The 24,774-nt window shown below is 66.2% G+C and carries 23 protein-coding genes; 7 read left to right on the top strand and 16 right to left on the bottom strand.

Annotated features, from left to right (window positions below):
- The first annotated feature begins 4 nt into the window (after window positions 1-4).
- Window positions 5-2,008 carry a 1-deoxy-D-xylulose-5-phosphate synthase gene (locus ACOOHB_RS19860; RefSeq protein ID WP_420446513.1) on the top strand — a complete coding sequence of 668 codons (2,004 nt, stop codon included), beginning with the start codon at window positions 5-7 and terminating at the stop codon, window positions 2,006-2,008.
- A 72-nt stretch (window positions 2,009-2,080) separates the two neighbouring features.
- Here the strand turns inward: ACOOHB_RS19860 and ACOOHB_RS19855 are convergent, their stop codons facing one another.
- From ACOOHB_RS19855 to ACOOHB_RS19845, 3 genes are all read right to left on the bottom strand, one after another.
- A complete protein-coding gene (locus tag ACOOHB_RS19855; protein WP_420446512.1) occupies window positions 2,081-3,283 on the bottom strand; it encodes an acetyl-CoA acetyltransferase in 1,203 nt (400 codons plus the stop codon).
- Window positions 3,284-3,468: 185 nt separating this feature from the next.
- Window positions 3,469-4,869: an OB-fold domain-containing protein gene (locus ACOOHB_RS19850; protein ID WP_420446511.1), complete on the bottom strand. Its 1,401-nt coding sequence runs from the start codon at window positions 4,867-4,869 to the stop codon at window positions 3,469-3,471.
- A 110-nt stretch (window positions 4,870-4,979) separates the two neighbouring features.
- Entirely contained in the window at window positions 4,980-5,708 is a 729-nt protein-coding gene (locus ACOOHB_RS19845) for a PIG-L deacetylase family protein (RefSeq protein WP_420446510.1), read from the bottom strand.
- 88 nt (window positions 5,709-5,796) lie between these two features.
- Here ACOOHB_RS19845 and ACOOHB_RS19840 point away from each other — a divergent pair, with 88 nt between their 5' ends.
- From ACOOHB_RS19840 to ACOOHB_RS19830, 3 genes are all read left to right on the top strand, one after another.
- A complete protein-coding gene (locus ACOOHB_RS19840) occupies window positions 5,797-6,144 on the top strand; it encodes a DUF4143 domain-containing protein (protein ID WP_420446509.1) in 348 nt (115 codons plus the stop codon).
- A gap of 148 nt (window positions 6,145-6,292) precedes the next feature.
- Window positions 6,293-6,481 carry a type II toxin-antitoxin system RelE/ParE family toxin gene (locus tag ACOOHB_RS19835; RefSeq protein ID WP_420446508.1) on the top strand — a complete coding sequence of 63 codons (189 nt, stop codon included), beginning with the start codon at window positions 6,293-6,295 and terminating at the stop codon, window positions 6,479-6,481.
- A gap of 143 nt (window positions 6,482-6,624) precedes the next feature.
- Window positions 6,625-6,957: a helix-turn-helix domain-containing protein gene (locus ACOOHB_RS19830; RefSeq protein WP_420446507.1), complete on the top strand. Its 333-nt coding sequence runs from the start codon at window positions 6,625-6,627 to the stop codon at window positions 6,955-6,957.
- A 54-nt stretch (window positions 6,958-7,011) separates the two neighbouring features.
- Here the strand turns inward: ACOOHB_RS19830 and ACOOHB_RS19825 are convergent, their stop codons facing one another.
- Window positions 7,012-7,653, bottom strand: a complete 642-nt coding sequence (locus tag ACOOHB_RS19825) for an ATP-binding protein (RefSeq protein WP_420446506.1) — start codon at window positions 7,651-7,653, stop codon at window positions 7,012-7,014.
- A gap of 137 nt (window positions 7,654-7,790) precedes the next feature.
- On the opposite strand from ACOOHB_RS19825, the gene ACOOHB_RS19820 reads away from it, so the two are divergent.
- Complete coding sequence (locus ACOOHB_RS19820; RefSeq protein WP_420446505.1) at window positions 7,791-8,240, top strand: hypothetical protein; 450 nt, start codon at window positions 7,791-7,793, stop codon at window positions 8,238-8,240.
- A gap of 231 nt (window positions 8,241-8,471) precedes the next feature.
- On the opposite strand, the gene ACOOHB_RS19815 is transcribed toward ACOOHB_RS19820, so the two are convergent.
- From ACOOHB_RS19815 to ACOOHB_RS19780, 8 genes are all read right to left on the bottom strand, one after another.
- Window positions 8,472-8,861: a PIN domain-containing protein gene (locus tag ACOOHB_RS19815; RefSeq protein WP_420446504.1), complete on the bottom strand. Its 390-nt coding sequence runs from the start codon at window positions 8,859-8,861 to the stop codon at window positions 8,472-8,474.
- Between the two features lie 2 nt (window positions 8,862-8,863).
- Window positions 8,864-9,103 (bottom strand): hypothetical protein, encoded by a 240-nt coding sequence (locus ACOOHB_RS19810; RefSeq protein ID WP_420446503.1) that lies wholly within the window; start codon window positions 9,101-9,103, stop codon window positions 8,864-8,866.
- A gap of 126 nt (window positions 9,104-9,229) precedes the next feature.
- Window positions 9,230-10,573 (bottom strand): DUF2399 domain-containing protein, encoded by a 1,344-nt coding sequence (locus ACOOHB_RS19805; RefSeq protein ID WP_420446502.1) that lies wholly within the window; start codon window positions 10,571-10,573, stop codon window positions 9,230-9,232.
- A complete protein-coding gene (locus tag ACOOHB_RS19800; protein WP_420446501.1) occupies window positions 10,570-11,688 on the bottom strand; it encodes a TIGR02678 family protein in 1,119 nt (372 codons plus the stop codon). Before ACOOHB_RS19800 ends, ACOOHB_RS19805 begins: the two co-directional genes overlap by 4 nt.
- Window positions 11,685-13,298 (bottom strand): TIGR02677 family protein, encoded by a 1,614-nt coding sequence (locus ACOOHB_RS19795; RefSeq protein ID WP_420446500.1) that lies wholly within the window; start codon window positions 13,296-13,298, stop codon window positions 11,685-11,687. The genes ACOOHB_RS19800 and ACOOHB_RS19795 overlap by 4 nt, the downstream gene beginning before the upstream one ends.
- Window positions 13,295-17,386 (bottom strand): TIGR02680 family protein, encoded by a 4,092-nt coding sequence (locus tag ACOOHB_RS19790; protein WP_420446499.1) that lies wholly within the window; start codon window positions 17,384-17,386, stop codon window positions 13,295-13,297. The genes ACOOHB_RS19795 and ACOOHB_RS19790 overlap by 4 nt, the downstream gene beginning before the upstream one ends.
- A gap of 128 nt (window positions 17,387-17,514) precedes the next feature.
- Complete coding sequence (locus ACOOHB_RS19785) at window positions 17,515-18,243, bottom strand: PIG-L deacetylase family protein (protein WP_420446498.1); 729 nt, start codon at window positions 18,241-18,243, stop codon at window positions 17,515-17,517.
- Between the two features lie 46 nt (window positions 18,244-18,289).
- Window positions 18,290-18,937 carry a NifU family protein gene (locus tag ACOOHB_RS19780; protein ID WP_420446497.1) on the bottom strand — a complete coding sequence of 216 codons (648 nt, stop codon included), beginning with the start codon at window positions 18,935-18,937 and terminating at the stop codon, window positions 18,290-18,292.
- Between the two features lie 134 nt (window positions 18,938-19,071).
- On the opposite strand from ACOOHB_RS19780, the gene ACOOHB_RS19775 reads away from it, so the two are divergent.
- Complete coding sequence (locus ACOOHB_RS19775) at window positions 19,072-20,070, top strand: MDR family oxidoreductase (RefSeq protein WP_420446496.1); 999 nt, start codon at window positions 19,072-19,074, stop codon at window positions 20,068-20,070.
- A 28-nt stretch (window positions 20,071-20,098) separates the two neighbouring features.
- Here the strand turns inward: ACOOHB_RS19775 and ACOOHB_RS19770 are convergent, their stop codons facing one another.
- The 4 genes from ACOOHB_RS19770 to thiD all read right to left on the bottom strand — a co-directional run bounded on the left by ACOOHB_RS19770 (window position 20,099) and on the right by thiD (window position 23,547).
- A complete protein-coding gene (locus ACOOHB_RS19770) occupies window positions 20,099-20,236 on the bottom strand; it encodes a hypothetical protein (RefSeq protein ID WP_420446495.1) in 138 nt (45 codons plus the stop codon).
- Window positions 20,237-20,246: 10 nt separating this feature from the next.
- A complete protein-coding gene (locus ACOOHB_RS19765) occupies window positions 20,247-20,783 on the bottom strand; it encodes a DUF4333 domain-containing protein (RefSeq protein WP_420446494.1) in 537 nt (178 codons plus the stop codon).
- Window positions 20,784-20,953: 170 nt separating this feature from the next.
- On the bottom strand, window positions 20,954-22,597 hold the full coding sequence (locus ACOOHB_RS19760; RefSeq protein ID WP_420446493.1) for an acyl-CoA mutase large subunit family protein: 1,644 nt from the start codon (window positions 22,595-22,597) through the stop codon (window positions 20,954-20,956).
- A gap of 107 nt (window positions 22,598-22,704) precedes the next feature.
- Window positions 22,705-23,547 carry a bifunctional hydroxymethylpyrimidine kinase/phosphomethylpyrimidine kinase gene (thiD, locus tag ACOOHB_RS19755; RefSeq protein ID WP_420446492.1) on the bottom strand — a complete coding sequence of 281 codons (843 nt, stop codon included), beginning with the start codon at window positions 23,545-23,547 and terminating at the stop codon, window positions 22,705-22,707.
- A gap of 69 nt (window positions 23,548-23,616) precedes the next feature.
- On the opposite strand from thiD, the gene ACOOHB_RS19750 reads away from it, so the two are divergent.
- The gene (locus ACOOHB_RS19750) at window positions 23,617-24,738 is read left to right on the top strand and encodes an NAD(+)/NADH kinase (RefSeq protein WP_420446491.1); all 1,122 of its coding nucleotides are present in this window, start codon (window positions 23,617-23,619) and stop codon (window positions 24,736-24,738) included.
- Window positions 24,739-24,774: the final 36 nt, after the last annotated feature.

The raw sequence follows: 24,774 nt of genomic DNA, 5'->3' as shown, positions 1-24,774 counted from the left end.
GCGAATGCACCTCGCCAAGCTCACCAGTCCGGCTGACCTGCGAGCGCTCAGCCCTGCACAGCTCGATGAGCTCTGCGCGGAGATCCGGCACTTCGTCGTGCAAGCCGTCTCGCGGACCGGCGGGCATCTCGGATCGAATCTCGGCGCGGTCGAACTCAGCGTGGCACTGCATCGCGTCTTCGAGTCACCCCGTGACGTCATCATCTGGGACACCGGCCATCAGGCCTATGTGCACAAGCTCATCACCGGCCGGCGGGAAGGCTTCGAACGGCTCCGCCAGCGGCACGGTCTGTCGGGATACCCCAGCGCGAGCGAGTCCCCCCACGACTTCGTCGAGAACAGCCATGCTTCGACCTCGCTGAGCTGGGCGTCCGGCCTCGCCGTCGGCTTCCAGATGACAGGTCACGAGCACCGACGCGTCGTCGCCGTCATCGGCGACGGCTCCATGACCGGCGGAATGGCCTTCGAGGCGCTGAACAACCTCGGCCACTACGCCCAGCGGGCGCTTATCGTGCTCAACGACAACGGCCGCTCGTACGCCCCGACTGTCAGCCGGCTTTCGGCCGCGATGTCTCGACTGCGACAGTCGCCGCACTACGTGCAGGGCCGTCGAGCGATGGAGCAACTGCTCGATCGCGTGCCGCTGGGCGACGGCGTGCGACGGGGGATCGACAGCGCTGCCGCCGCGATGCGCGAGATGTGGGAGCCACCGGCGTTCTTTGAGACGCTCGGAGTCCGCTATCTCGGCCCGGTCGACGGGCACGACATCGCGGCCATGGAATCGGCGTTCCGCGACGCTACGGCCTATACCGACGGCCCCATCGTCGTCCATGTCGTCACGCAGAAAGGGCGCGGCTACGCCCCCGCCGAACACGACACCGAAAAGCACCTGCACGACATCGGCTTGTTCGATCCCGCCACTGGTGGTGCGCCGGCGCTCAGCACGGGCGCCTCGCAGTTAGAGGCGAACATGGTGGCGCAGGCCGAGCCTGATGCAGATGCCGACTCGCAGGCGGCTGCGAAGTCCCAGCTACCTGCATCTTCGGAGCCGGCTCTGCGCGATTACACCGCTGTCTTCACTGAAACGCTCATCGCAGCAGCACGACGCAACCGCGACATCGTCGCTATCACGGCTGCCATGGGCGGCTCCACGGGGTTGCTGCCCTTCCAGCGAGAGTTTCCTGAACGCTTCTACGACGTCGGCATCGCCGAGCAGCATGCGTTGACCTCAGCTGCGGGCATGGCGCGCGCCGGGCTACGGCCTGTTGTGGCGGTGTATTCGACGTTCCTGGCACGAGCCTTTGACCAGGCGCTGTACGACATCGGCCTCCATCGCATGCCGGTCATCCTCTGCGTCGATCGGGCCGGCATCACCGGACCCGATGGCGCCTCGCATCACGGGCTGTACGACATCGCCATGTTCACGCGCATACCCGGCATGACGGTGTTCGCTCCATCGTCACCCGACGAACTGCCTGTGGCATTCGCGCAAGCCTTGGAGATCACCGACGGACCAGTAGCGATCCGCTGGCCACGCGGCAAAGGCCCAGTGACGCAGCCCGCCGAACACACAGCCACAATGGCAAGCGGCATGCGGATGCAAGCCCGCCAACACCGCTGCGGCCCCGACGCCTGCATCCTGGCCGCGGGCCAGACACTCGCCGCCGCAACCGAAGCTGCCGCGCTCCTCAGCGCCGAAGGAGTGGACGTCTCGCTATGGGACCCCAGGGTGCTGAAACCGCTCGATCGAGCGATGGTGCTCGACGCCGCCACGCACCCGCTCGTAGTTACCGTCGAGGACGGCGTACGAGTGGGCGGCTTCGGCAGCCTCGTCAACGACGCACTGCAGCAACTTGATGTGCCGACAGCGCCGCGCGTCAGCCAGCTCGGCACCCCCGACGCCTACCTCCCCCACGGAACCGCCGCAGAACTGCACGCCGAGCTCGGCCTCGACGCAGTCGGCATAGCCGCCGCAGTCCGCAAGACCCTCGCCCGCATCACGGCCTAAGAACCGCAAGCGCGAAACGGCCCGGGAGCAAGTGCCCCCGGGCCGTTCAGCGAATTCGGTTGTGTGCTTGGCTCAGCCGAGCTCGGAACCTACGACCGAGACGAAGCTCACGCATGCGCCCGGCTGGCCGCCGAGGTTGTGCGTGAGGCCCAGCGTCTTGCCCTGCTCGGTGACCGAGGAGATCTGCCGCTCAGGCGGTGCCTGACCACGAAGCTGCAGCCAGCACTCGAAGAGCATCCGCAGGCCGGATGCACCAATCGGGTGGCCGAAGCTCTTCAGGCCGCCGTCGGGGTTGACCGGAAGGTCGCCGTCGAGGTCGAACGTGCCGGCCATGGCTTCCTTCCAGCCCAGGCCACGCTCGGCGAACCCGAGATCCTCCATCAGGACGAGTTCGGTTGGCGTGAAGCAGTCATGCACCTCGGCCATCGCGATCTGCGAGCGAGGATCCGTGATGCCGGCCTGCTTGTAGGCCTCGGCTGCCGATACCTCCACCTCGCGGAACGTGGTGTAGTCATACGTGCTGTCGAGCGCCCCGGTCGCAGGACCTGAGGCGAAGCTGAGCGCCTTGATGTACAGCGGGTTGTCGCAGTACTTGTGGGCGTCCTCTGTCCGAACCAGGATCGCAGCGGCCGAGCCGTCGCTCACGCCGGAGCAGTCGAAGATGCCAAGTGGACCAGCGATCAGCGGCGAGCCGGCGATGGTCTCCTTGGCGACTTCCTTGCGGAACTGAGCCCGGGGGTTCAGCGCTCCGTTGCGGTGGTTCTTCCAGGCGATGCGGGTAAGAACTTCCTTCATGGTGTCGGAATCGAGCCCGTACTTGTGGGCGTATGCCGGTGCCAGCAGGCTGAACGTCGCCGGAGCGGTGATCGACGAGTCGGTGCCGTCGCTGGGCGGGCGAGCGCCGGTCAGGCCGGAGTAACCGGAGTCCTTCAGCTTCTCGACGCCGATGGCCATCACCATGTCGTAGGCGCCCGATGCGACTGCGTACGCAGCGTTGCGGAATGCTTCCGAGCCGGTGGCGCACATGTTCTCGAGCCGGGTGACCGGCTTGTAGTCGAGCTGCAGCGGCTTGGACAGTGTCAGGCCGGAGACTCCCGAGCCCATCGTGCCGAGCCAGAAGGCGTCAACGTCGTCCTGTACGACGCCCGCGGATGCGTACGCCTCGTGCGCGGCGTCGGTGAGCATGTCATCGACGCTGCGGTCCCAGTGCTCGCCGAATTTGGTGCATCCCATTCCGACGATCGCGACCTGGTCGCGAATGCCATGTGAACTCATGTGTGCCTGCCTTGTGCTGGTTTGGGTGTTGGGTGATGGACCGGTCGGTGCTCTGTCGGTACGCCGCTGAGTACGCAGGTGCCAGATCTCCCAGAGACATTATGGCCGCTGGGGCACAGTGCTTGCTCGCTGCTGCTCTCGCAGACTGCATTTGCCTGCTGCTCTCAAAGCACGAGCATGCTGCGTCAGGAGGCGGCTGGGCGAGCCTTCCAGAAGTAGTTGTGAATGCCCTCGGCGCTGTAGAGGCGCCGGAACGTCATCTCGACCCGGTCACCGATCCTCACATCGTCCGGACTGACGTCGGTCATCTCGGCCTGGAAACGACCGCCGCCGTCGTAGTCGATGACGACCGCCACGACCGGCGGAGAAAGCGAGAAGGCCAGCCGGTCGACGGTGAACGTGGCGATCGTGGCGGGAATATCCGCCATGCGGATGCGCTCCATGTCGTCCACGGCCCCACCGTCCATCGACACGCGCATCGGCGGCATGTGGATCGCACCCGAGCTTCGGTCACGGGAGCCGACGAAGGCGTACTTCCAGTCCTCGGAACGGAACGCAGGCGGCGCGCCCGGGCGTTCAGGGTCTGGACGGCGGGGAGGCTCGCGGTCGAGGAAGCCGCGCCATGTCAGGTACTTGTTGTAATCGAGCGCGTCGTTGCCGCGATTGATCTGAGAACGCACCGAGGCAAACGGCGTGTGGTCAGCGATGGCGTCCGTCGTGCGCAGCACATCGACCGTGGCGCCGTCGGCCAGATGGACCAGCAGGATCGTTTCGTTGGGCTCGGCCTCGTCCAGAATTGATGCCAGCACGATCGCCGGGTGAGCGGTTCCGGTGTTGCCGATCTCGCCTGTCAAGTCGGGGACCAGATTGTCGCCCGCGACCCGTGACAGGCTGCGCACCGCCCGCGCGTGCAGGCCGACGATCGCGATCTTGTCGATGTCATCGAGACTGACGCTCGCGTCGCCCAGCGCACGCTCGATGGCGTCGTTTGCGAGCGGCAGATACACTTGCTCGCCGAATCGTTCCTCCCAGATGCGCGAGAACGCATCGCCCGGCTGCCGGTAACGGTCGGTGAACTCCGCTGTGGCGACCGCTCCCCCGAGCCATTCGCACAGCACCGGCGAAACCGAGTCATCGCCGAAGACGTACGCAGCCGCGCCGTCGCCTCCGGTGGCCTCGTCGCCGCTGGTGGGACGACCAGTGCGCAGGTCAGAGGCGACGGCCAGGTTGGTGCCCCGATTCGCTGCGGCGAGCGCCCAGGCGGCCTCCGATGACCGCGGCGCTCCGCCGACGTCCACCGCCCACGATGACTGGGGCAGATCGAGCGCCGCGTGGATTGCCGCAGCGTTCGTCTTGTCCATGTAGGCAGGATTCGCCGTCGAGAACAGCACCGAGTCGGGCACGAGCTCGCTGCCCCGCAGTGCATTGCGCGCCGCTTCGACACCCATCGTCGTGGTGTCTTCGTCGTAGCTGGCCGCCGCACGGTGCCCCCTGCCGCCTCCCGAGCCCATTACCGCAGTGATCTTGGAGCGGTCCAGCCGCCAGTACGGCACATACGCCCCGTACGCAATGATCCCTCGTCCCATGATTCCGTCTCCCATCGACCGTCGTCTTGGGCCCTCGAGCGGCCCCCACGGCCCCGGTCCGGCGCACACCGGCCAGCGCAGGAGCCTACGTCGTTGGGTGCCCTTGTCGCCTAGCCGGCAGGGACGACGCGGTAGGCCTCGGCGAGACGGCCGTCCGCCAATCCGGCGGCTTGCGCAGTCCTGGTGCACCATTCCCGAACTCGGTCGGCGAGCCCATCGAACGGGGCCAGCTGGCTGTGGTGTTCGCGCAGCGCTGCAATCTTGGCGTCGAACGTGTCGGTGATGTCGATGTAGCGGTTCGGCTCGGTGCCGGTCAGCCATATCTCGCTGACGCTGTAGGGCTTGTGGCCCTCGTCGAGAAGTTCAGGGAAGGCACGGGGATTACGAGCATCGGGGTAGACGGCTGCCAACGCAGCCGTGGCCGTGGCCATGTGGTCGGGATGGGAGATGTAGATGTGGTCCCAGTTGGGGATCGTCGTCTGGCAGAGCACCACGTCGGGTCGGGACATGCGGATGACCCGGGCAATGTCGCGGCGCAGGCCCAGGTCGGCCACCACCATTCCGTCAGGGTGGCCGAGCCAGTGCAACTCGCTGACACCGACTCTTCCCGCGGCCGCCGTCTGTTCGGCCTGCCGCAATTCCGCCAGCTCCTCGGACGTATGGGAGAGATCGTCGTCGCCGGCCTCGCCACTGGTCGCCAGGCAGTAGGCCACGTGACATCCGGCGGCCGTCAGCGCTGCCACAGTTCCTGCCATCCCGAAGTCGATGTCATCGGGATGCGCCACGATGACCATCGCGCGCGCCGGCGCTTCGATCTCGCCTTGATCGGTGAGAATCACGCCCACAGCACCTGCCTCCAGCGCTCGAAGGGCCGCTCTTGGAGGCCTAAGCGACTAGTTCCAAGGGGTCGGGTGGTGCCTCTACCGGTTGACGCGGTCACTCAAAGTGCATGTCGTCGATCCTGGCTTCGCCGCCTTCCTGGTACGAACCGATGAGCGTGCGATGGCTCGCGACGCGACGATGGTCGGACAGCTCTTCGAGACGTTCGTAGCCACCGAACTCGCACCCCACGTCGAGGCTGCATCCGACACCACCGAGATGCTCCACTTCTGCGACAGGTCAGGCCACGAAGTCGGCTTCGTGCTGGAACAGCAGGGGCGGATCGTGGGACTGGAGGTGAAATCCGCTACCAGCGTCGGCCGCGATGACGCGAAGGGCTTGCGGTGGCTGCGAGATCAGCTCGGCGACGCCTTTCATCTTGGGGCGGTGCTGTAAGCAGACCGGCTGCCGTTCCGCATCGACGACCGCCTGTGGGCACTGCCCATCAGCGCCATGTGGCGACCATGACCGGCGGTGCTGTTTCGGGCGGCTCAGGACCGCCTTTGGCCAGTTTTGACAAGGGCGTGATATCTTTTTTGGTGTCATGTGGGCAGTCGAGGTCGAACCGGAGGTTGAACGTTGGCTGGACTCGCTGCCTCCGAAGGAATTTGCGGCCGCGCAGGCCCACATCATGCGGCTAGCAGAGAAGGGAAGCCAATTGCGCCCGCCCGCAACCCGATCTCTGGGGGATGGTCTCTTCGAGCTGCGATTCAATCTCAGGAGCGTGGCCTGACGTGTCACATTCCGCTTCGCTCCAGCGCAGCGAATTGTGCTGCTCACGGTGTTCCGCAAGCAGCGACGACGAGAACAACACGAACTGCGACGGGCGGCCGAAGAAGTGCGCCGCAGTATTCAGTCCGATAGTGAGGAGTCACCGTGAAGCGCCCGACCATCGACGAAATCGCCGAGCGCCGGCTAGGAGAAATGGGCGCCGATGAACGCGCCGAGTATGACGAGGGACGAGAAGCGGTTGAACTGGCCTTTCAGATCGGCGACGCCATCCGGGGCCTTCGTGAGACTGCCGGTCTCAGCCAACGGGCCTTGGCACTGCGCATGCATACCAGCCAAGCGCAGGTGGCTCGCATCGAAGCCGGCGTGGTCGCTGCAACGCTCACGACACTGCAACGCGCCGCCCGGGCTCTCGGGTTCGTGCTCAACGTCGACTTCATCAAACGGCCGCAAGTCCGCTCGCCTGCACGCGTCGACTGAGCCGCCATCCCGCTCTCAGGGCTCGCCAAGCCAGCGCAAGCCCGGATCGGCAGATCACATCTCCCACAGGTACGAGATCGGCAGTGCCATGATGCGGGGCCCGAGTCGCAGTGGTTGCTCACCGGCGTAGAGGACGATGCCGAGCTCGAAACGGTCTCCGATGGTGTCGCGGAGCCAGCCGAGCGTTTCTGCCTTGCGGTCGTGGGCGCGCATCGCAGCGGTGACCTCGATGCAGATGAGCTTCCCGTTGGCCAGCCGAACAATCAGGTCCACCTCACGTTGGCGACGATCCCGGAAGTGATGCAGCGCCGCACCCGAGCCCCCGAACGACAGTTGCTTGCGGACCTCGTTGGCGACGAACGTCTCATACAGCGGTCCGCGCAACGGCTCTGTGGGATCGGCCAGCGAGTCAGGGGTTGCCCCCAACAGCGTCGCGGCCAATCCTGAGTCGGCCATGTGCAGCTTGGACCGCCGCTTGACACGGGTGGCCGCGCTCGTCGACCACGCCGGAAGCAACACCGTCAGATACACCATCTCCAGGTACCTGATGTAGTCAGCAGTGGTCTGCGAGCTGCCGAACGCCGTGTCGCGATGCACATCTTCGATAACAACGGGCCTCGGACGGTCCCAGACGAACCCGACGGGGTCACCAAGAGCAGCTTGGAGCGTGTCGGGATTGTCGAGACTCAAGAACACGCCGCCATTGGTGACCTGCCTGGCCAGCCTCGTCTTGCCCGACTGGCGCGGCCCCAGCAGCGCGGCTGGAAGAAGTGCTGGCTGTTCGCCCAGGCCTGGGGCGAAGCGGCATCGATCCGAAGAACAAGCAGCTTCCTGTGACGGCAGCCGCTGGGTGGCCTCATGACGAGCTGAAACGGGCGTTGCTGTGGCTCGCCGTCTGTGACCGCAGCAACAAGAAGACTCTGGTTGGCAGCGGCATCTACCGGAACCAAGCCGCTCGCTTGACAGGAGACGACATCTCGAACGGGTCGCTTATCGCTGCCGCATACATGTGCGACCTAACACGCGACTACGAATGCGACGGCGGCGAGATGTCAGTCGAACACGAGGTAAGCGCCATCGAAAGTGTGCTGGACCACCACGCCCCTGAAGCCCATGAGGGGTGGGGCTGGTGCGCCGACTGCGCGGGCCACCACGCCTACCCGCACGACGACGGTGAGTACATCGAAGCGTCACCGTCGCCCGAAGCTGACCGGGCGCGAGACTGGCGCCTCAGGGGCTCCCAACCGTCAGCAGGCTCGGAAGCCAGTCCTGGAGCCGAGTGACGAGCGACTGCACCGTCTCACCGCTGCGCTGCGCTTGCGCGGAAACGGCTCCCAGCACTTCGACATGATGGCTGAGCATCGAGAGCACGCCGATTCACCACGTACGCGAATCTTGCTTAACACGGCACCAGCCGGCTGTTGAAGCGGTGCCTGATACGCGCTTCTGCCGGTACAAAGCCGCTGATCAACAGTCTTGTGAGCTGCTCAAGACAGACTGCTTCTTGCACCCTGCTAGCTGGCCTCCCAGTGCTGAACTTCGAGTTCGGGCATCGGAAAGTCCGAGACGTTAGCTGTGGCGAGTGCGGCACCAACGCCGACTGCTGCGGATGCGATGAGGCAATCGGCCTGGTGCAGCGTGATCCCACGTGACGCGAACTCGCGGCGCCACCGACCGGCCCGCTGGCCTTCGGCGGCGCCCAACGATGCCAAGCGCAGCGCTCCGACTAGACGGCGTGCCAGCGGCTCCTCCTCAGGCTGGAGACCACGCCAGATCTCCTCTACCGATACCGCAGACACCCACGGCTCCACGCCGACTCGCCGAAGGCCTCGGAGGCGCTCAGCGGCGGGGCGGCCTCGCAGAGCGTCGATCAGGACTGTCGAGTCCAACAGCAGGCGGGACACGCTCAGCCAGACCGTCGCGCATCGCGATGCCGCTGGGCGCGCACCCATGCGGCGGGACCGTCGTCCCACTCGTGCCCCGAGTCAGAGATCGAGCCCAACGATGCCTCGATCTCGTCCCAGCGGTGCTCATCGTCAAGCCCTCGCCGGATGAGCGCGGTAATGAATGCGCTGCGGCGCCTTGGGCCAGCCCGCCGGTCGATATCAGCGACGATTTCGTCCTCGAGCTGTATGTGTAAACGCATGTGTGTTATTATACACACGTCACCGATTCAGCTCTACGGACTCTGGACTCCTTTCGCAGGCTCGAACACGACATCAACCGACTGCGGCCGAGCGTTCACCGGCCGTGGGGAATCCGGCACGATCCCTCAGCGAATTTCATTCGACTGCCGGCCGAGCCTTGCGGCCGCATACCTGCCGAATTCGCGCAGGAATTCCGCGGCCACAAACTCCTCATGCACGATGCGACGGCCTCCGTCGAATTCAGCCTCGAGCGTGGGGTCCCACGGTGTTGGCCCGGCGGCCGCGCTGTCGTGTGGCAACGGAACGCCCTGTGCTGCGGCGCGTTGCACGGCATGGCGGTAATCGGCGGCCGACATCATCCACGGCGTGCACCCGCGGTCGCGCATGCGCCAGCAGATGGCGATGCCTGCTGCGTCGAAGTCGCCGTGATAGCGCAGATCAGCGCCGCTCGCAGCAAGCTGGTCGATGAGTTCGGTCACCGTGGATGTCGGGTTGCCGTTGGTGCACACGAGGCCGAAGACGGCAGACGCGTCGGCGGCGCTCTCGACGACGCTCGGGTTCTCCACGACCAGGATTGGCGTGCCCGGCGCAACCTCGACCTGATGCTGGCGCAGTGCCCGCAAGCTCACGTGCATGGGCAGGCCGGCATCGGCGGCGCAACCGAGCATTGACGCCAGCGGCGACGCACCGAGCGGTCTCAAGCCCCATGTGAGCGCCGGAGCGGAGACCGAGTCCGCGGCTATTCCTGCCGCCTCCCACAGTGCTCGGCCTTCGACAGCGCTTTCGCTGAGCCCGACCACATGTCTCAGCGCTCGCTCAGCAGCCGCAGCGAGCTTCGTCTGCCTGTCGAGCGAGTGAGCCGAGCCGAACAGCTGTGCCGCCAACTCCGTGCGCGAGGCAGTCCGCGCCAGCGGATCAGCGCGAGCGTCGATGAGCCGGCGCACATTTCCCAGCAGAGCTGCGACCTCGCCCCCGTCGAGGCCGCTGAGCAACCCGGACCTGAGCATGTCTTGGCCCCAGTGAGCGGCCCACGTCTCTGGCCATCTCTCCAGTGCCGATTCCAATGCTTGTCGAGCCTGTCGCGCCCGCGCCCGGGCTTCGCTCCGTTTGCGCTTGGCAGGATCAGGCGGGCAGCCGAGGAGTGTCAACGCCGAGTCAAGGTCATGACCGAGTCCCAGTCGAACCAAGCCTGCTTCGAGTTCGGAAACATCGAGCCGCGATGTCGGCGAGCGGCCGATGAGCGCAGCCACTGCCGGCTCGCAGCGCGGCTCAATGACGGGCATCCGGATCGTGCCGGGCATGGCCCCGTCGCAGCGGTCATGCCGTTGTCGAACCGCTCCCCACAACGTAGCGAGGCCGGGATCGGCCAAGGACGCCGGAACCGACCGATGACTCACGGCTTCGACGCCAGCCGCCACTGCCTGCGAACCCTCAGGGTCATCAGACTCCGGAACGGGAGGTTCGCTCACAGCATCGATACCTCTTCATGCGAGACGTCGAGGACGTACCGCGCCGCTGCGGGCAGCACGACGATCTCGTCGCCGACCAGATCGACGAGCCGGTGGTCGGCGAGCAATTCGAGGGCTTCGCCGGCCAGTCGCTCGGGACTGTCGGCGAGCTGGGACCAGTACGAACGATGCTCGGCGGCCAGATCCGCGACGATCCCGACCACGACGTCACGGCCCACCGGCACGTCGCCGCGCTGTGACAGCCGGTCGGCGAGCAGCAACGCCGTGTGGCCGACAGTGCCGGTCAGCGGGAACCGCACATCGGTGAGCTCGCCGACGGGATCGACGGCCATGACACCCTCGGCACGAGCCTCGATGTGCAGCCCGAACATCTCGTCGAAGAAGCCGGACTCCTCACTGAGGCGTCGCCGCAACTCAGTCCACTCGTCGGCATCGAAGTCGCCGCGGTACACGACGGGTTCCTCAAGAATCCGGGCACGCATCCAGGCCCGGGCCGAATTGCGGCTGTCGGAACGCTCGAAGAGCTGCTCGGCGGTCTGGGCGCGAGCCAAGACCGGCAGCGGCAGCATCGCCACCCGGTCGGGCCGAATCGCCAGCACCGCGTCGGCCTCGGCGTCATGTGCGTACTCGTCGATGCGTTCATGAAGCTCGGTCGCAAGACCGTGGGCGATCATCCAGCGCAACGCCGTCACGAGTGCCCGCCGGTCCGACGGCTCGCTCCCGATAGTCACACCCGCCTCTGAGGCAGCGCCCTGAAGCTCTTGCACCAGATCGCGCAAGCTGATCACGCTGGGACCTGACACCACTGCTGCCAGAACAAGCGCCAGCATCAGGTACTCCGAAATACCGAAGGGACGTCGTTGCGCAGTTGCTGTGCGGAGCGGGCGACGTCGCACTGTTGCGGTCGTCTTGGACAGTCGGGCGGTGTCCGCAGTCACCTGCAGCCGGTAACCGAAGCGCTGAGTGAACCACTGATCGAGTTGTTGGCGGTGACGCCGTATCAGAGCGAACTCATCCGGGAGGTGTTCGGCCGCAATCAGCGGACGCACAACCAGGCACCGCGCTGCCTCGCGGAGGTCCGCTGCGAGCTCGTCGGCATCGGAGGAGTGCCTCATGCCGCCGTCTCCGTCGGCTCGGCCGCTGTCGCCACCAGCGCCGGCTCGGACACTCGCCGCCCACCGGCGGTGTCCGCGACCGAGATCGTCAAGCCATGCAGCCAGAGCCGTCCTTCGGGGCAACTGACCGTCGTCTGCGCATGCTCGTCGCGCCGCAATTCGCAGCAAACGCCTGCGGATTCCGCCACTCGGGCGCCGGTGCTGCCGGCCGTTTGGTGCCCGCACAGGCCGATGAGTTCCCGGAGCAAACTGAAAGCAGCAGTCGACAGCGATACCCCGTCGATCCGGCCCGCGGCATCGGCCTTGGACAACAACTCGCGTGCCGTCGCATTCCGCTCGACGCGCTCTCGGTCGAGTCGCTCCCGAATGATCCGATGCTCGCTGCTGCGGTCGCGCATCGGCGTCGTGTTGCCCCGCTGAGTCCGTTCGCCTCGTTCGCGCAGCGAGATCGGCACCTGCGCCCGTGGGGCGCTCGCCCACGGTGTGGTGGTGGGTGCGGGATCGTCGGCGTCAGCGGCAAGCGTTCCGGCGTGACGGCACGACCCGAGCCCTAGCGCCGCAGAAGCCACATCGTGAGCCTCATGCGGTGTCGTCGCCGCTTCGAAGAACGCCGCCAGTCGCAGGAAGTCGGCGCGTCGCGATGTCGTCGCTGTGCCCAGGCGCGAGAGCCGGCTGAGGTTGGAGGTCAGGGTTCGCACCGCCGCCAGGGCTTGGTCGGTGAGCTGGCTCAGGCGAGATGGACGCGCTGGTGCATCGCTGAACCAGCGGCTCAGCAAGTACCAGTCGTCGCGTTCCGAACCGCGAAGGCGACGGGCCGAGAACTTATCGGCGAGACCGGCTTCGCCGACGCGCTCCGCAAGGCCCGCGTCGATCGACGAGAGCAGTGCGTCGAGGTGCGGCATTATCTGCTCCAAACAGCGTGAGATCGGCCGCTGCAGTCGCTCAATCTGGGCGAGCTGCTCGCTGACGTAGCCGACGATGACGCCTGCGAGCAATTGCACCTCGTCGGCGTTCAGGTCGTAGCGGCTCTGCCATTGGGCGAGCTGCCTGAAGAATCCAGTCAGCTCCTCGGCGAATCGCTCATGGATGTCGAACACAGCGCGCACCGCAGCGGTTGTGTCGTCCCGGCCGAGATCGCGAAAGCCGCCAAGAGCGTGGTCGGCAAGCAGTTGCAGGTGGCCCCTCAGATCGCTCAGCCGGCCTGCTTGGGGGTCAGCAACCTCGTCGATGCTTGCAAGCATGCGCTCGACGAGATCGAAGACCTGCTGACCTGCACGGGTGATGAGGTAGCGGTGGCGCCTGCGGTTGTAGTCCTCCAAGCTCGTCGGATTGCCTGCATCGGTGGAAACCGTCAGATTGCCCCAGCGCCGCAGGCTGTCGAGACGGTCCCGCACCACCTCGGCACTCAGATGCACACCCACAAGGCGGGCTTGCACCTCTTCGGGACTGAACTCGGTGAAGAAGGTGTCCACGAAGACGGCGAGAATGGCGCGGTACTCAGCCCACTCCTCGCCGCCGAGGTATCGGAACAGTTGGCGGACGCGCTGCGCGTCGGGCTCGCTGCTGACCGCCGGCGCAACTTCGCCTGACCCCGCGGCAGCCTCGCTCATGACGTGACGACGCGTTCGAGCGTGTCGCCCTGCCAGCTATAGCGATCTAGCAGAATCGACTTCAAGCCGGCGTCGCGCACGATCTCGACGATGGACAGCTCGGGCACGGTGCGATGGTCGCCCCACAATCGTTCGCTGGTGGCGATGAAATCGAGATCCAACGACACGAGCAGTCCGAACAGTGCGGCGTGATTGTCCGCAGAGACCTTGGCGAAGGCATCGTCGAGCAGCACAAACCGTGCGATTCCCGCTTCGCCAGCGCCCGCCTGAGCGCCTGCTTGCGCCAGCGCGTCGTAGGACGCGGCCACCGCCACGAACAGCGGCAAGTAAGTGACGAGCTTCTTCTCGCCCTCCGAAAGCGGCGTCCGGCGGCTGAGCCGTCCCTCGGGTGCTTCCGGGCGCGTCACCATCACGTCGAGTTCGTGCCACGTCTTGTAGTCGAGCGTCTCTGCGATGAGCTGGCGGTAGGACACGTCGGGCTCATCGGCACGGGCTGCGTCGAGCCGTTGAGACAGTGCGTTGCGGACTTCGGCGATCTCGTCGGGTGTGCGCAGATCGGGCGGCTTGGCGAGCAGCTCGACCATGCGCTTCGTCGAGGCGTCAAGCTCGGGCGAGCGTCGCCATCGCAGCCGCACACCCACTCGGTGCGCGGTGGCAACCGAACGGAGCCGTTCGTTCGTGAGCTCGATCAGGTGCCCCGCGCCGTGCATCTTCTCTGCGATTTCCTTGGCGATCAGGCCTTGCAGAAGTTCGCGCAGTGCATCTTGCTGCTTGCGGTCGAGCAGGCCAGCGAGTTGGCGGTGCTGAGCACTCGTAACACGCAGTGCGGCAGGCAGAGTTGCAGTGCCCGACGGCCCAGTGACCTCGACGGAGAGCGGCCTGCCAGGATCGGGCTGGAGTGCGACGGCATCCCATCCCGCACCGAGCGAGTCGCGACGTTGTTGCAGCGACAGGCGGACACTGTCGGCATTCACCGCCGAGTCGGCGCCGTCCCCACTGTCCGCGTCGGCCATGAATCGGCTGAGTTCGTCGAGCAACGCCGCAAGCCCAGCTGAACCGGCACTCTCCGCTGCGGGCGGTGCTGGCGCCTCATCGCTCACGAGTGCGTCGAAGTAGCCCGGCACCCTGAGCACATCTTCGAGCTCGACCCGGCAGGTCTCACACGAACGCTCGCTCCCCGATGCCGCTCGTTGCGCACTTTCAGCGGCGGCCCGAGCCTGCGCCCTGCGTTCAACAGCGCTCTCTTTGCGCCCGCGTGTCGTGGGAAGGCGGCGTTCGAGCATCTCGAGGTCGGCAGCGAGCCGGTCACGCTCTTGGCGAATCCGTTCGTAGTCCGCGCCGACAGTTCGTTCGAGCATGTCCAGGCGGGCTTGCTCTCGGGCTCGTTCTGACTCGGTTTGCGCGAGTCGAGCGCTCGCCTCGTCACGCTGAGTGATGTCGTTGCGGCTCTGTGTGGCATAGCGCTCGCATTCCTGAACAGAACGTTGCAACGTCGTGAGTCCGGCGACGCAGGATGACACCAGCCGGTCGAACTCGGCCACTTCGGCAGCCACGCTGTCCAGCTCAGAACGGTCTCGCGGCAGCGACAGTGTCGTGGCGGTTCGGCGCAGCGCAGTGTCAGCATCATTGACGGCTCGCTCGGCTTGCGCCGCGTCGTGTGCTGCATCGCCGTGACGGGCTTCGGCGGCCGCCAATTCGCTGGCTGCTGTGTCCGCAGCGCCAGCCGCATGTTCGATGCCGCTCGTGTCCGGCAGTGCCGCGCGGTGGCGGTGGAGGTCATCGAGTGATTCCTGCTGCCGATCGCTCAGGTCAACCAGACGCTGCACCTCGGCTTGCAGCGTTTCCAGTTCCAGCCGCGCTGCGGCACGTTCGCGTTCCAAGGCATCTCGCCGTGCTGCTGCACCGATGAGCTCTGCGCGCTCCTTGGAGTGCCGACCACGCAGCAGACCTGATCGGAATGACCCGTCGGAAGCCGCGACGGTGAAGCCCTCGGCATTGACATCGCAGCTGATCGAGTCGAGCAGACGCGCAACAACGCTTTCGTCAATCGACCCGGCGAGCGCTGCTGGAACCGCCGGGCGCAGCAAGCGGCGCAGGGGGCGTGCGACAGGCGAGGCTGCAACGACGACAAGTTCTCCGCTGGCAAGTTCCAGCACATCGTCGGCCGCCACCCGGGCCGCGAGCAGTCCCGCCGCCTCGAGCGCTGCCTCGACGCTGGCGCGTTCGGGAGCGTCCAGTTCGGGCGCGAAGTCGACAAGGTCCGCGAAGCAGTGATCGGCGACAACTTGCCAGTCGAGCCGAGGCGGTTCAGGCTCGGCTCGACTCAAGAGCTTGTCGAGCACAGCTTGCTGGTCGCGAACCGCGTCGCGACTGTCATCAAGAGCCCGACGGGTCTGCGCGACCGTGCCCGTTTGTGCCCCCACGGCAGCGTCGAACTCGGCGAGCAGGCCCACCCGTAGAGCAGCGATTGACGGTATCTGGTCGCCGCCCGGCAATTCAGCATTTCTTGAGGCCTTTGCGGCAACATCGGACGGCGAGCCGACAGACGCACAGAACTTCACTGCCGTCGAGGCCCACACCCCGACTTGGGTTGCCCAGTCACGTTGGGCCGCCGCCAGCGCCGCCCGCCGCTGCGCATGCTGATCAACGGCCCGTTGCTTGGCATTGGCTGCAACCTGAAGCGCGTCGGTTGCTCGGGTGAACTGTCCTTCGGCCTGATCGCACCGTGTGCGCGCTTCGGCGACCTGTTTGATGTCACGCCGTCGCTGCTGTGCCGCAGCCGCGGATGCATCAAGACGACGCTTGGCAGGGGTGGCATCGAACGACTCAGGGACGGCGATGTCGAGGTCTTCGAGCCGGTGGCGCTCAAAGACCAGCGCGGTGGGCGGACGTTCGGCAAGGCCGCATCGGGCCGCGATCTTCTCGGCTTGTGCGAGTCCTCCGTTCAGTTTGTTGAGATCGCCTTCGCTTCGGCCGACGGCACCGATGAGGTCCTCAACCGCGCGCCGCACACGTTCCTCGGCACCCTCGAAACTGCGTTGCGCTTCACCATGCTGCCGACTGAGATTGGTGACGAGATCGCGCACGCCGTCGAGCTGGCGCCCTTCCTGGTAGGCACTCGACTCCTCGATCGCCGAGATCTGGCTGCGCAGCCGCTCGGTGCCGCGCTGCTCGTCTGCAATCTGGGCCTCAAACCGCACCACCTCGACTTCAGCGGCGTCGACGGCTTTGCGCGCAGCTGCCTCGTCGCGACGAAAGCGCTGGGCTTCGTCGAGCTGGCGCCGCCCCTGCGCTGCTCGCTGGCGCAGGTCGCTCGCGCAGTACGAGCGGTAACGATCGAGCAGCCCGCCGACCGCGGACACCGTCCGTTCGAGTTCGGCGACGTTGCGGCGGTGATCTTCGAGGTCGTCGAGCGGTGCCGCTGCGTCGGTGAGTGCCTGTTCAGAGAGCTGCGGCAGCGCATCGGCGAGATCGAGCGGCAGATCGACATCAATCCGGTCGCCGACTCGCGGGTTGCGGACCTTGTCGAGGAGCCGGATGTGCTGGTCCAGGCTGACGCCGCCGAACAGGTGCTGTTCAATGTGGCGCCGGTATTCCCGCCGATCGCGCTCGGCAAACACCGGGTCGCCGTCGAGCTTGTCGCGCAGCACCTCGGCTGACAGCGGAACACCGTCGACGACGAGATCGATGTCGATGCCCGGGCGCTTCGAGGTTGCGAACCACCACGTCACGACATTGTTGGCCGCCCGGTTCGCCTTGATGCCACAGCCGCAGACGAAGAACGCGTCGCCGCACCGAAACTCGATCCACAGGTAACCCACAGGCTGGGAGTCGTCGCGTCCGCCGAGCATCCATGACGCCAACAAGCCGCTCTGATCGCGGGCAGCGTCGATGTTGCGCTGGCGAGCCGTCAGCAGGAACGGCAGCAGCATGTTCATCGCGGTCGACTTGCCCGAGCCGTTCACGCCTCGCAGCAGCAGCCGACCGCCGGCAAAGTCGAGCACCTCGTCGCCGTACTGATAGACGTTGATGATCCCGGCGCGCTCAAGTCGCCAGCGCGTCGGTGGATCGTCAGCGGCAGTGCCCACGGCGCAGAACGTAGCGACTGCATGTCACATGAAAACGCGTCTCGTTCGGCATGCGGCCGGTGCTTGCCCAGTTGGCAGACGACTGCGCCGAATCTCGCTCAGCGGAACGCAGCATGCCGCGCGCCGTGCTACGCGGCGGGAACAACCCTGAACGCCTCGGCGAGACGGCCGTCCGCGAACCCACCGGAGCGAGCGGTCTCGGTGCTCCACTCGCGCAGGCGTCCGTCGAGGTTCTCCATGTGCTCGGTCTGGCTGCGATGCTCGCGCAGCGCTGCCACCTTGGCGTCGAACGTGTCGGTGATATCGATGTAGCGATTGGGCTCAGTGCCGATCAGCCACAGCTCTTCCACGGTGTGGGGCTGGTGGCCTTCGTCGAGCAACTCGGGAAACGTGCGAGGGTTACGGGAATCGGGGTAGACCGCAGCCAGCGCCGCCGTAGCGGTCGCCAAATGGTCCGGATGCGAGATGTAGATACGGTCCCAGTCCGGAATCGTCGTCTGGCAGATCACGACGTCGGGCCGGACTATGCGGATCACCCGCGCGATGTCGCGCCGCAGTCCGAGGTCGGCCACCACCATGCCGTCGGGGTGCCCCAGCCAATGGAGCTCGCTGACGCCAACACGCGCAGCGGCAGCGGTCTGCTCGGCCTGCCGCAGCGCTGCCAGTTCTTCGGATGTGTGTTCGAGATCGTCACCGCCAGCGTCCCCACTGGTCGCCAGGCAGTAGGCCACGTGACATCCGACGGCCGTCAGCGCTGCCACGGTTCCTGCCATCCCGAAGTCGATGTCATCGGGATGCGCCACGATGACCATCGCGCGCGCCGGCGCTTCGATCTCGCCCTGATCGGTGAGAATCACGCCCACAGCACCTGCCTCCAGCGCTCGAAGGGCCGCTCTTGGAGGCCTAGGTGAAGTAGGGGTTCTCGCCCGAAGCGTGATCGGTGAGGTCGACCACCCGCTCGATGTCGGGGATCAGCTCACGCAGCGTCTTCTCGATGCCGGCGGTGACGGTGGCGTTGGCCATGCCGCATCCCTGGCAGCCGCCTCCCAGCTTCACAACCACCGTGTCCCCCTCGACAGTCACCAGTTCGGCGAAGCCGCCGTGGGCCGCAATGGAGGGGTTGATGCGCTTCGTCAACACCTCGCGGACGTTGTCTTCGACGGTGCCGTCGAGGTCGAGCGCAGCGTTGGGTCCGAGGTCCGGACGGTTCGGGTTGCGCAGCACCAAGCCCGGCTGGTTGGAGTTGGACGGCAGGTCCAGCGAGGCGCCGTCGAGCTTGACAACGTCGCGATCGGGAATCAACACCGTCAAACCGTTCCCAACCGCGAAAGGCACGTCGGAAGCGTCGGCCTCGGCCAGCAGCTCGAAGGCGAGGTCGTAGGTGTAGTCGACGCCTTGAGCGCCCGTCACCTCGATGCGAAGCGCCAACTGGTCGCCGTCGACCTCACTGTTGCGTAGCTCGATCACCTTGGAGAGCGCGGCCGGCGCGACGTCGAAGGTCTCGCGTCGCGTCTCCATCATCGATTCGCGAATGGTGTCGCTCAGGGCCATGCGGTCAGCCTACTGACGGCACCGTTCGAGTACGAGGCCGGCTTCGAACGGTGGCGCCGAACCCCCGGCGGTAATGTCCCGCAGATTCGCTGGGCTTCTCACTCCGAGGACGCCACGTCGACGAGGGGACCTCCATGGCATTCCGCGTATTGATGCTCAAAGAGCAGGACCGCCCAAATGGATCGAAGGCAGTTACGGCCGAACTGGCCCAGATCGACGACGGCCAACTGCCGGACGGCAACGTCACGGTCGCAGTCGAATACAGCACCCTCAACTACAAGGACGGGATGATCCTGGGAGGGATCGGCCGGCTGGTTCGCAATTATCCCCATGTGCCAGGTATCGACTTCGCCGGCGTCGTGGAATTGTCCGAGGATGCCCGTTTCGCTGCCGGCGACCGCGTCGTGCTGACCGGCTGGCGCGTTGGCGAGACGCATTGGGGCGGGTACGCGGAGCGCGCACGCGTCAATGCCGACTGGCTGGTCCGCCTGCCCGAAGGGCTGTCGACCTTCGACGCCATGACGATCGGCACAGCCGGATTCACCTCGATGCTGGCCGCCCAGGCGCTGGAGGACCACGGCATCGGATCGGGTCCGGTGCTCGTGACGGGCGCTGCCGGCGGGGTCGGCAGCGTTGCGGTGCACCTGTTGTCGGCCGCCGGCCACCAAGTCGCCGCCTCGACCGGCCGGCCGCAGACCGCCGACTACCTGCGAAGCCTTGGTGCCACCGAGATCATCGACCGGGCGGAGCTGTCAGAGCTGCCCCAGCGGCCGCTCGGAGGCGAGCGGTTCGGCGGCTGCGTGGACGCCGTCGGCGGGACGACGCTGGCGAACGTTCTGACACAGATGTCCTACGGGTCAAGCGTGGCAGCATGCGGCCTCGCCGGCGGCAATGGGCTGGACACGACCGTCATCCCGTTCTTGCTGCGCGGTGTCAACCTGCTTGGCATCGATTCGGTCATGTGTCCCTTCGAACCACGCGCAGCGGCGTGGGAGCGACTGGACGAGCTGGTCGACCGGGATCTGCTGGCGTCCATGGCAACGACTGTGGGTCTCGGCGACCTGGCGGCGCTCGGGCCGAAGATCCTGGGCGGTGAGGTGCAGGGCCGAACTGTTGTAGATGTGCGCGGCTGACGCCGCGTCTGTGGATGTGCGCGGCTGACTAGAGCACGGAGGCGATTGCTGCGAACCCGGTCAGCAGCATCGCCGCGACGACCAGGACCGCTGTCCACCACACGCCGGGGCTGCGTTGGTGGAGCGGGCGCAAGTTGCCTGCGGAGTCGTATCGATTTCGTGGCATACCGCAGCGACTAGCCCTTCAGTCTCCACACGATGGTGCCGATCTCATTCTGGACCTCGACCTCGATGTGTTGAGCAGCCTCCGTATCGGTCCGCTCGAGCGTGCACAAGAAGGTATGGCCGACCGAGACCACGAGGTACTGGTCATCGCCGCAGTCCGCTTGAACGCTGAATCCCAGCTCAGTCGCCGCTTCGGCACCAAGAGCGGTTTCGGTGGCGTTCACCTGCATCACCGCCTGTCTGGGTCGGACTTCGCGGCGGCCCTGCTCGTCGATGATGGTCACTTGCGCCTCGTAGAACGCGCCCTCGACCTTGCCGTCGCACAAGAACGTCGAACCGGGCCTGATAGGCGCGTCCGCTGGACATGAGATGTCGGCAATCGCCGCCGGTGCCACCACGCTCTGTAGGTAGGCCTGAACCTCGCGTTCAACCTGCGTCTGCTCGGTCCCGCCGCCACAAGCCCCGAGAACCACTGCCATCAGCAGCACCGTGACGGCGCTCCACGCAAGCCGACCGGTGCGATGGGTCCTCACCGTCCGTGCGCGCACGCAGGCTGTCTCCGGCGCGGACGGTCTGGTCAATGTGCCGGCCTCCGGGTAGGAATGACGGGACACTAGCCCACCGCTGCCGAACGGCCTGCACTTCGCACAAGCGGCGCAACCGCAGGTCACCACCAACATCTGCGATGCCTCTCGCCGCACCCCAGGCAAGACGCCGATCAGATGAACGGCCGCTCCTGATAGCGACCGAAGACATCGGCAAGGGCATTGGTCACTTCGCCCACTGTGGCCCGCGTTCGCACCGTGTCGATGAGGTGCGGCATGAGGTTTGCGTCAGTTTCGGCGGCCCGGCGCAGCGCCTGCAGGGCCTCGTCGACGGCAGCTTGATTGCGATCGGCCCGAACTTGCTGCAGCCGCTTGATCTGTCGCTGCTCGTCGACGTTGGTGATCTTCAGCAGGTCGATGTCGTCGTCTTCGCTGCCCTCAGTGAAAGCACTCGCCCCAACGACAACCCGGCGGCCCGCATTCACCTTCTTCTCGAAGTCATAGGCGGCGTCCGCGATCCCGGACTGATACCAGCCCTCGTCGATCAGGCGAAATGCTCCTTCGAGCATCGAGCCGTCGCCAGCAGACAAGATGTGAGCAAACATCTCCTCTGCCTCGGCTTCGAGCTGGTCGGTGAGCTCCTCGATGAACCAGCTGCCGCCAAGAGGGTCGATGACGTGGGCGGCCCCGGTCTCATGGGCGATGATCTGCTGCGTCCGCAAGGCGATGCGGGCCGCCTTGTCGGTCGGCAGCGCCATCGCTTCGTCCATCGAGTTGGTGTGCAGGCTCTGCGTGCCGCCCAGAACCCCTGCAAGCGCCTCGATGGCGGTGCGGGCAATGTTGATTTCCGGCTGCTGAGCCGTGAGCGACACACCAGCGGTCTGAGTGTGAAAGCGCAGCATCATCGACCGCTCGTGCTGGGCGCCGTACCGGTCGCGCATCCAGCGGGCCCAGATGCGTCGGGCCGCCCGGTACTTGGCGATCTCCTCGAAGAAGTCGATGTGAGCGTTGAAGAAGAAGCTGAGGCGCGGGGCGAACTCGTCGGTGGTCAGGCCCCGCTGGGCGGCCGCTTCAACGTACGCGAACCCATTGGCCAGCGTGAACGCCAGCTCTTGCGCGGCTGTCGAGCCTGCTTCGCGAATGTGATAGCCGCTGATCGACACAGAGTTCCACCGAGGCATCTCTTCGGTGGCGAATTCGATGGTGTCGGCAACGAGTCGCATGGACGGGCGTGGCGGATACACCCATTCCTTCTGGGCTTGATACTCCTTGAGGATGTCGTTCTGCAGCGTCCCGCCGAGATTGCGGCGGTGCGCGCCGTGTTCTTCGGCATTGGCCACGAACATCGCCCAGATGGTGGCGGCCGGTGCGTTGATGGTCATCGACGTGGTGGTCGCCTCGAGGTCGATGCCGTCGTAAAGGGTCGCCATGTCGTCGATGGTGTCGACGGCGACGCCGCAGCGGCCCACCTCGCCCAGCGACATCACGTCGTCGGAGTCGAGGCCCATGAGGGTGGGCATGTCGAATGCCGTGGACAGTCCGCCGCCGCCTGCTGCCAGGATTTCACCGAAACGCTTGTTGGTGTCTTCGGGAGTGCCGAAGCCTGCGAACATGCGCATCGTCCAGAGCCGGCCGCGGTAACCGCTGGCATGCACGCCGCGCGTGTACGGGAATTGGCCAGGCCAGCCGACTTCTGAATCGGGTTCGTCGTCAACCGGCCCGTAGAGCGGCTCGAGTTCGATGCCGCTCATCGTCTCGAAGTCGGCTTCTCGCACCTCGGTGGCCTCGAACTCCGTTTGCCAGCGCTCGCGTGTCACCGGGTGCCTCCTGGGGTGTGCGGCCTCGCCGCCGCTGAGACGAGCTCAAGAACGGCGTCACGAACAGCGTTCGCAGTGTACGCAGATGGGTCCGAACCGGTCCGGCCTCACACAGCGAACGGGTCGACAGGTCCTTGGCCGCCGCCGAGCTGGCGAGTCGCTGAAGCTGCAATAGCGCGTGTTGTCAGGGTGTGAGCGCGATCGATAGCTGAATCAAGGTCAGTGCCCTTCGCCAGCTCAGCGCAGATTGCGGCCGAGAAGATGTCGCCCGACCCTCGGACATTGCGGGTCTCGATACGCGGGGCCGACAGCAGCCGGACCCTGCCGTTGAGGACCACAACGTCGGTGACGGTGGCCCCACCTCGGAGACGGCCGCCGGTGACGATGACGGCCTCGGGACCCGCAGCCGCGAGCTCATGGGCCGCTTCGATCCACGCCTCGGGCTCGCCGGGAAGATCTCTTCCCACCAACCGTCCCGCCTCGAGATGGTTGGGTGTTACGACGCGAGCGCACGGCAGGAGCCGAGTTGCCACCGATCGTTCAGCATCGGGGGTGAGCATCGGCTCACCGGCCCCATTGACGAGCACCGGATCCACCACCAATTGGGGGAGACGGCGGGCAGCGATTGATGCCACGACCGCGATCGTCTCGGCAGTGAGCAAGAGGCCCGTCTTGGACGCCGCTATCGGCATGTCGTCGAGCACTGCGTGAATCTGCGCCGCCACCAACTCGGCATCGACGGGCTGTACCGCTCGAATCTCTGTGGTGTTCTGTGCCGAGACCAGTGTCAAGGCGAACGCTCCGTGCACGCCCGACGCCGCGAACGCCCGCAGATCGGCCGCGAGGCCCGCACCGCCGGAGGAATCTGCACCCGCGATGGTCAGTGCTGCGGGCGACCACGTGCGCGGTCCGGGTGGACTGTGGCTCTCATTCTCGATTCCACCGGCCATGACCCAAGTACAACAGTTCGGAGCGCCGCGCGGCGCTCAGGCGACGAGGGTGGTTAGCGTCGGCGGACGATGGCAGGACCGGTTTCGAAACTGAGCGACCGCCGCGATGGCCGCGGCTCGGCTGACGGCACCATCGGGATCATCGCGAACCCCGTCTCGGGGCGCGACGTGCGCCGAGTAGCGGCGCGCGGTGCGGTGTCCACCACCGAGGACAAGCGCAACCGCATCGCCCGAGCGGTGATCGGCGCGGTGACGGCCGGGGCCACGCGCATTGTGGCCATGGCAGAGCCATTTGGGATCGCCACCGGAGCGCTCACCGACTTGCGCATCAACGCCGAGATCGAGATCGTCGACGTAGGGGCGACAGTGTCGCCGGCCGACACGGTGCGTGCCGTCGAGGCAATGCGAGCCCGCAACGTCAGCGTGCTCATAACGCTGGGCGGCGACGGCACGAACCGCACGATCTCTGGGGTGTGGCCCGAAGCCACGTTGGTGCCCATGTCCACCGGCACGAACAACGTGTTCCCCAGCCTCACTGAGCCGACTGTCGCCGGTGCCGCCGCTGGCCTTTTGGCCAGCGGCGCCGTGGACCCAGCGTTGTGCGCTCCGCGCGCGAAGCTGATCTGCGTCCGGCTTGCGGGGGGCGCAACAGACATCGCGCTCATTGACGCTGTGACGCTGGCCGACGACTTCGTCGGCAACCGGATGCCCGCCGACGGAGCGCTGATACGGCAGGTGCTGGTGTCGCGTGCCCACCCTGCGAGCATCGGGCTCAGCTCGCTCGCGGGGCTTCTGCGGCCCTGTTCATTTGACGAAGACGCAGGTGTGCTGGTGGAGTGCGGTCCAGGTGGACAGCCGATGCGCGTGGCGCTGGCACCCGGGTTGTACCGCACGGTTTCTGTGCTCGACCATCGTGAGGTCCCCCTGGGAGTTCCGGTGGAGCTTCGGGGTCCGACCGTCCTGTCGCTCGACGGCGATCGGGAGCACACGATCGACGCCGATGACGTTGCATCTGCGGAGGTGCGGCGGTGCGGGCCCCGAGTCGTGGACGTGGAACGCGCACTGGAACTGGGCGCGGCCGCCGGAGTCTTCACGACGACGCAAGCGCCGACCGGCGACCGGGCGCTCAACGAACGACCCACAGTTCATTACCACCACGCCGACGGCACCCCGATACGGGACTGCTGCTGAGCGGAAGCACACCCATCGCCGTGAGCCGACTGGTCG

This window comes from Candidatus Poriferisodalis sp., assembly GCF_965215815.1.
In the GTDB taxonomy this organism is placed as follows: domain Bacteria; phylum Actinomycetota; class Acidimicrobiia; order Acidimicrobiales; family Poriferisodalaceae; genus Poriferisodalis.
Note: the sequence above shows the minus strand (reverse complement) of the source record. Positions and strands in the feature narration are given on the sequence as shown.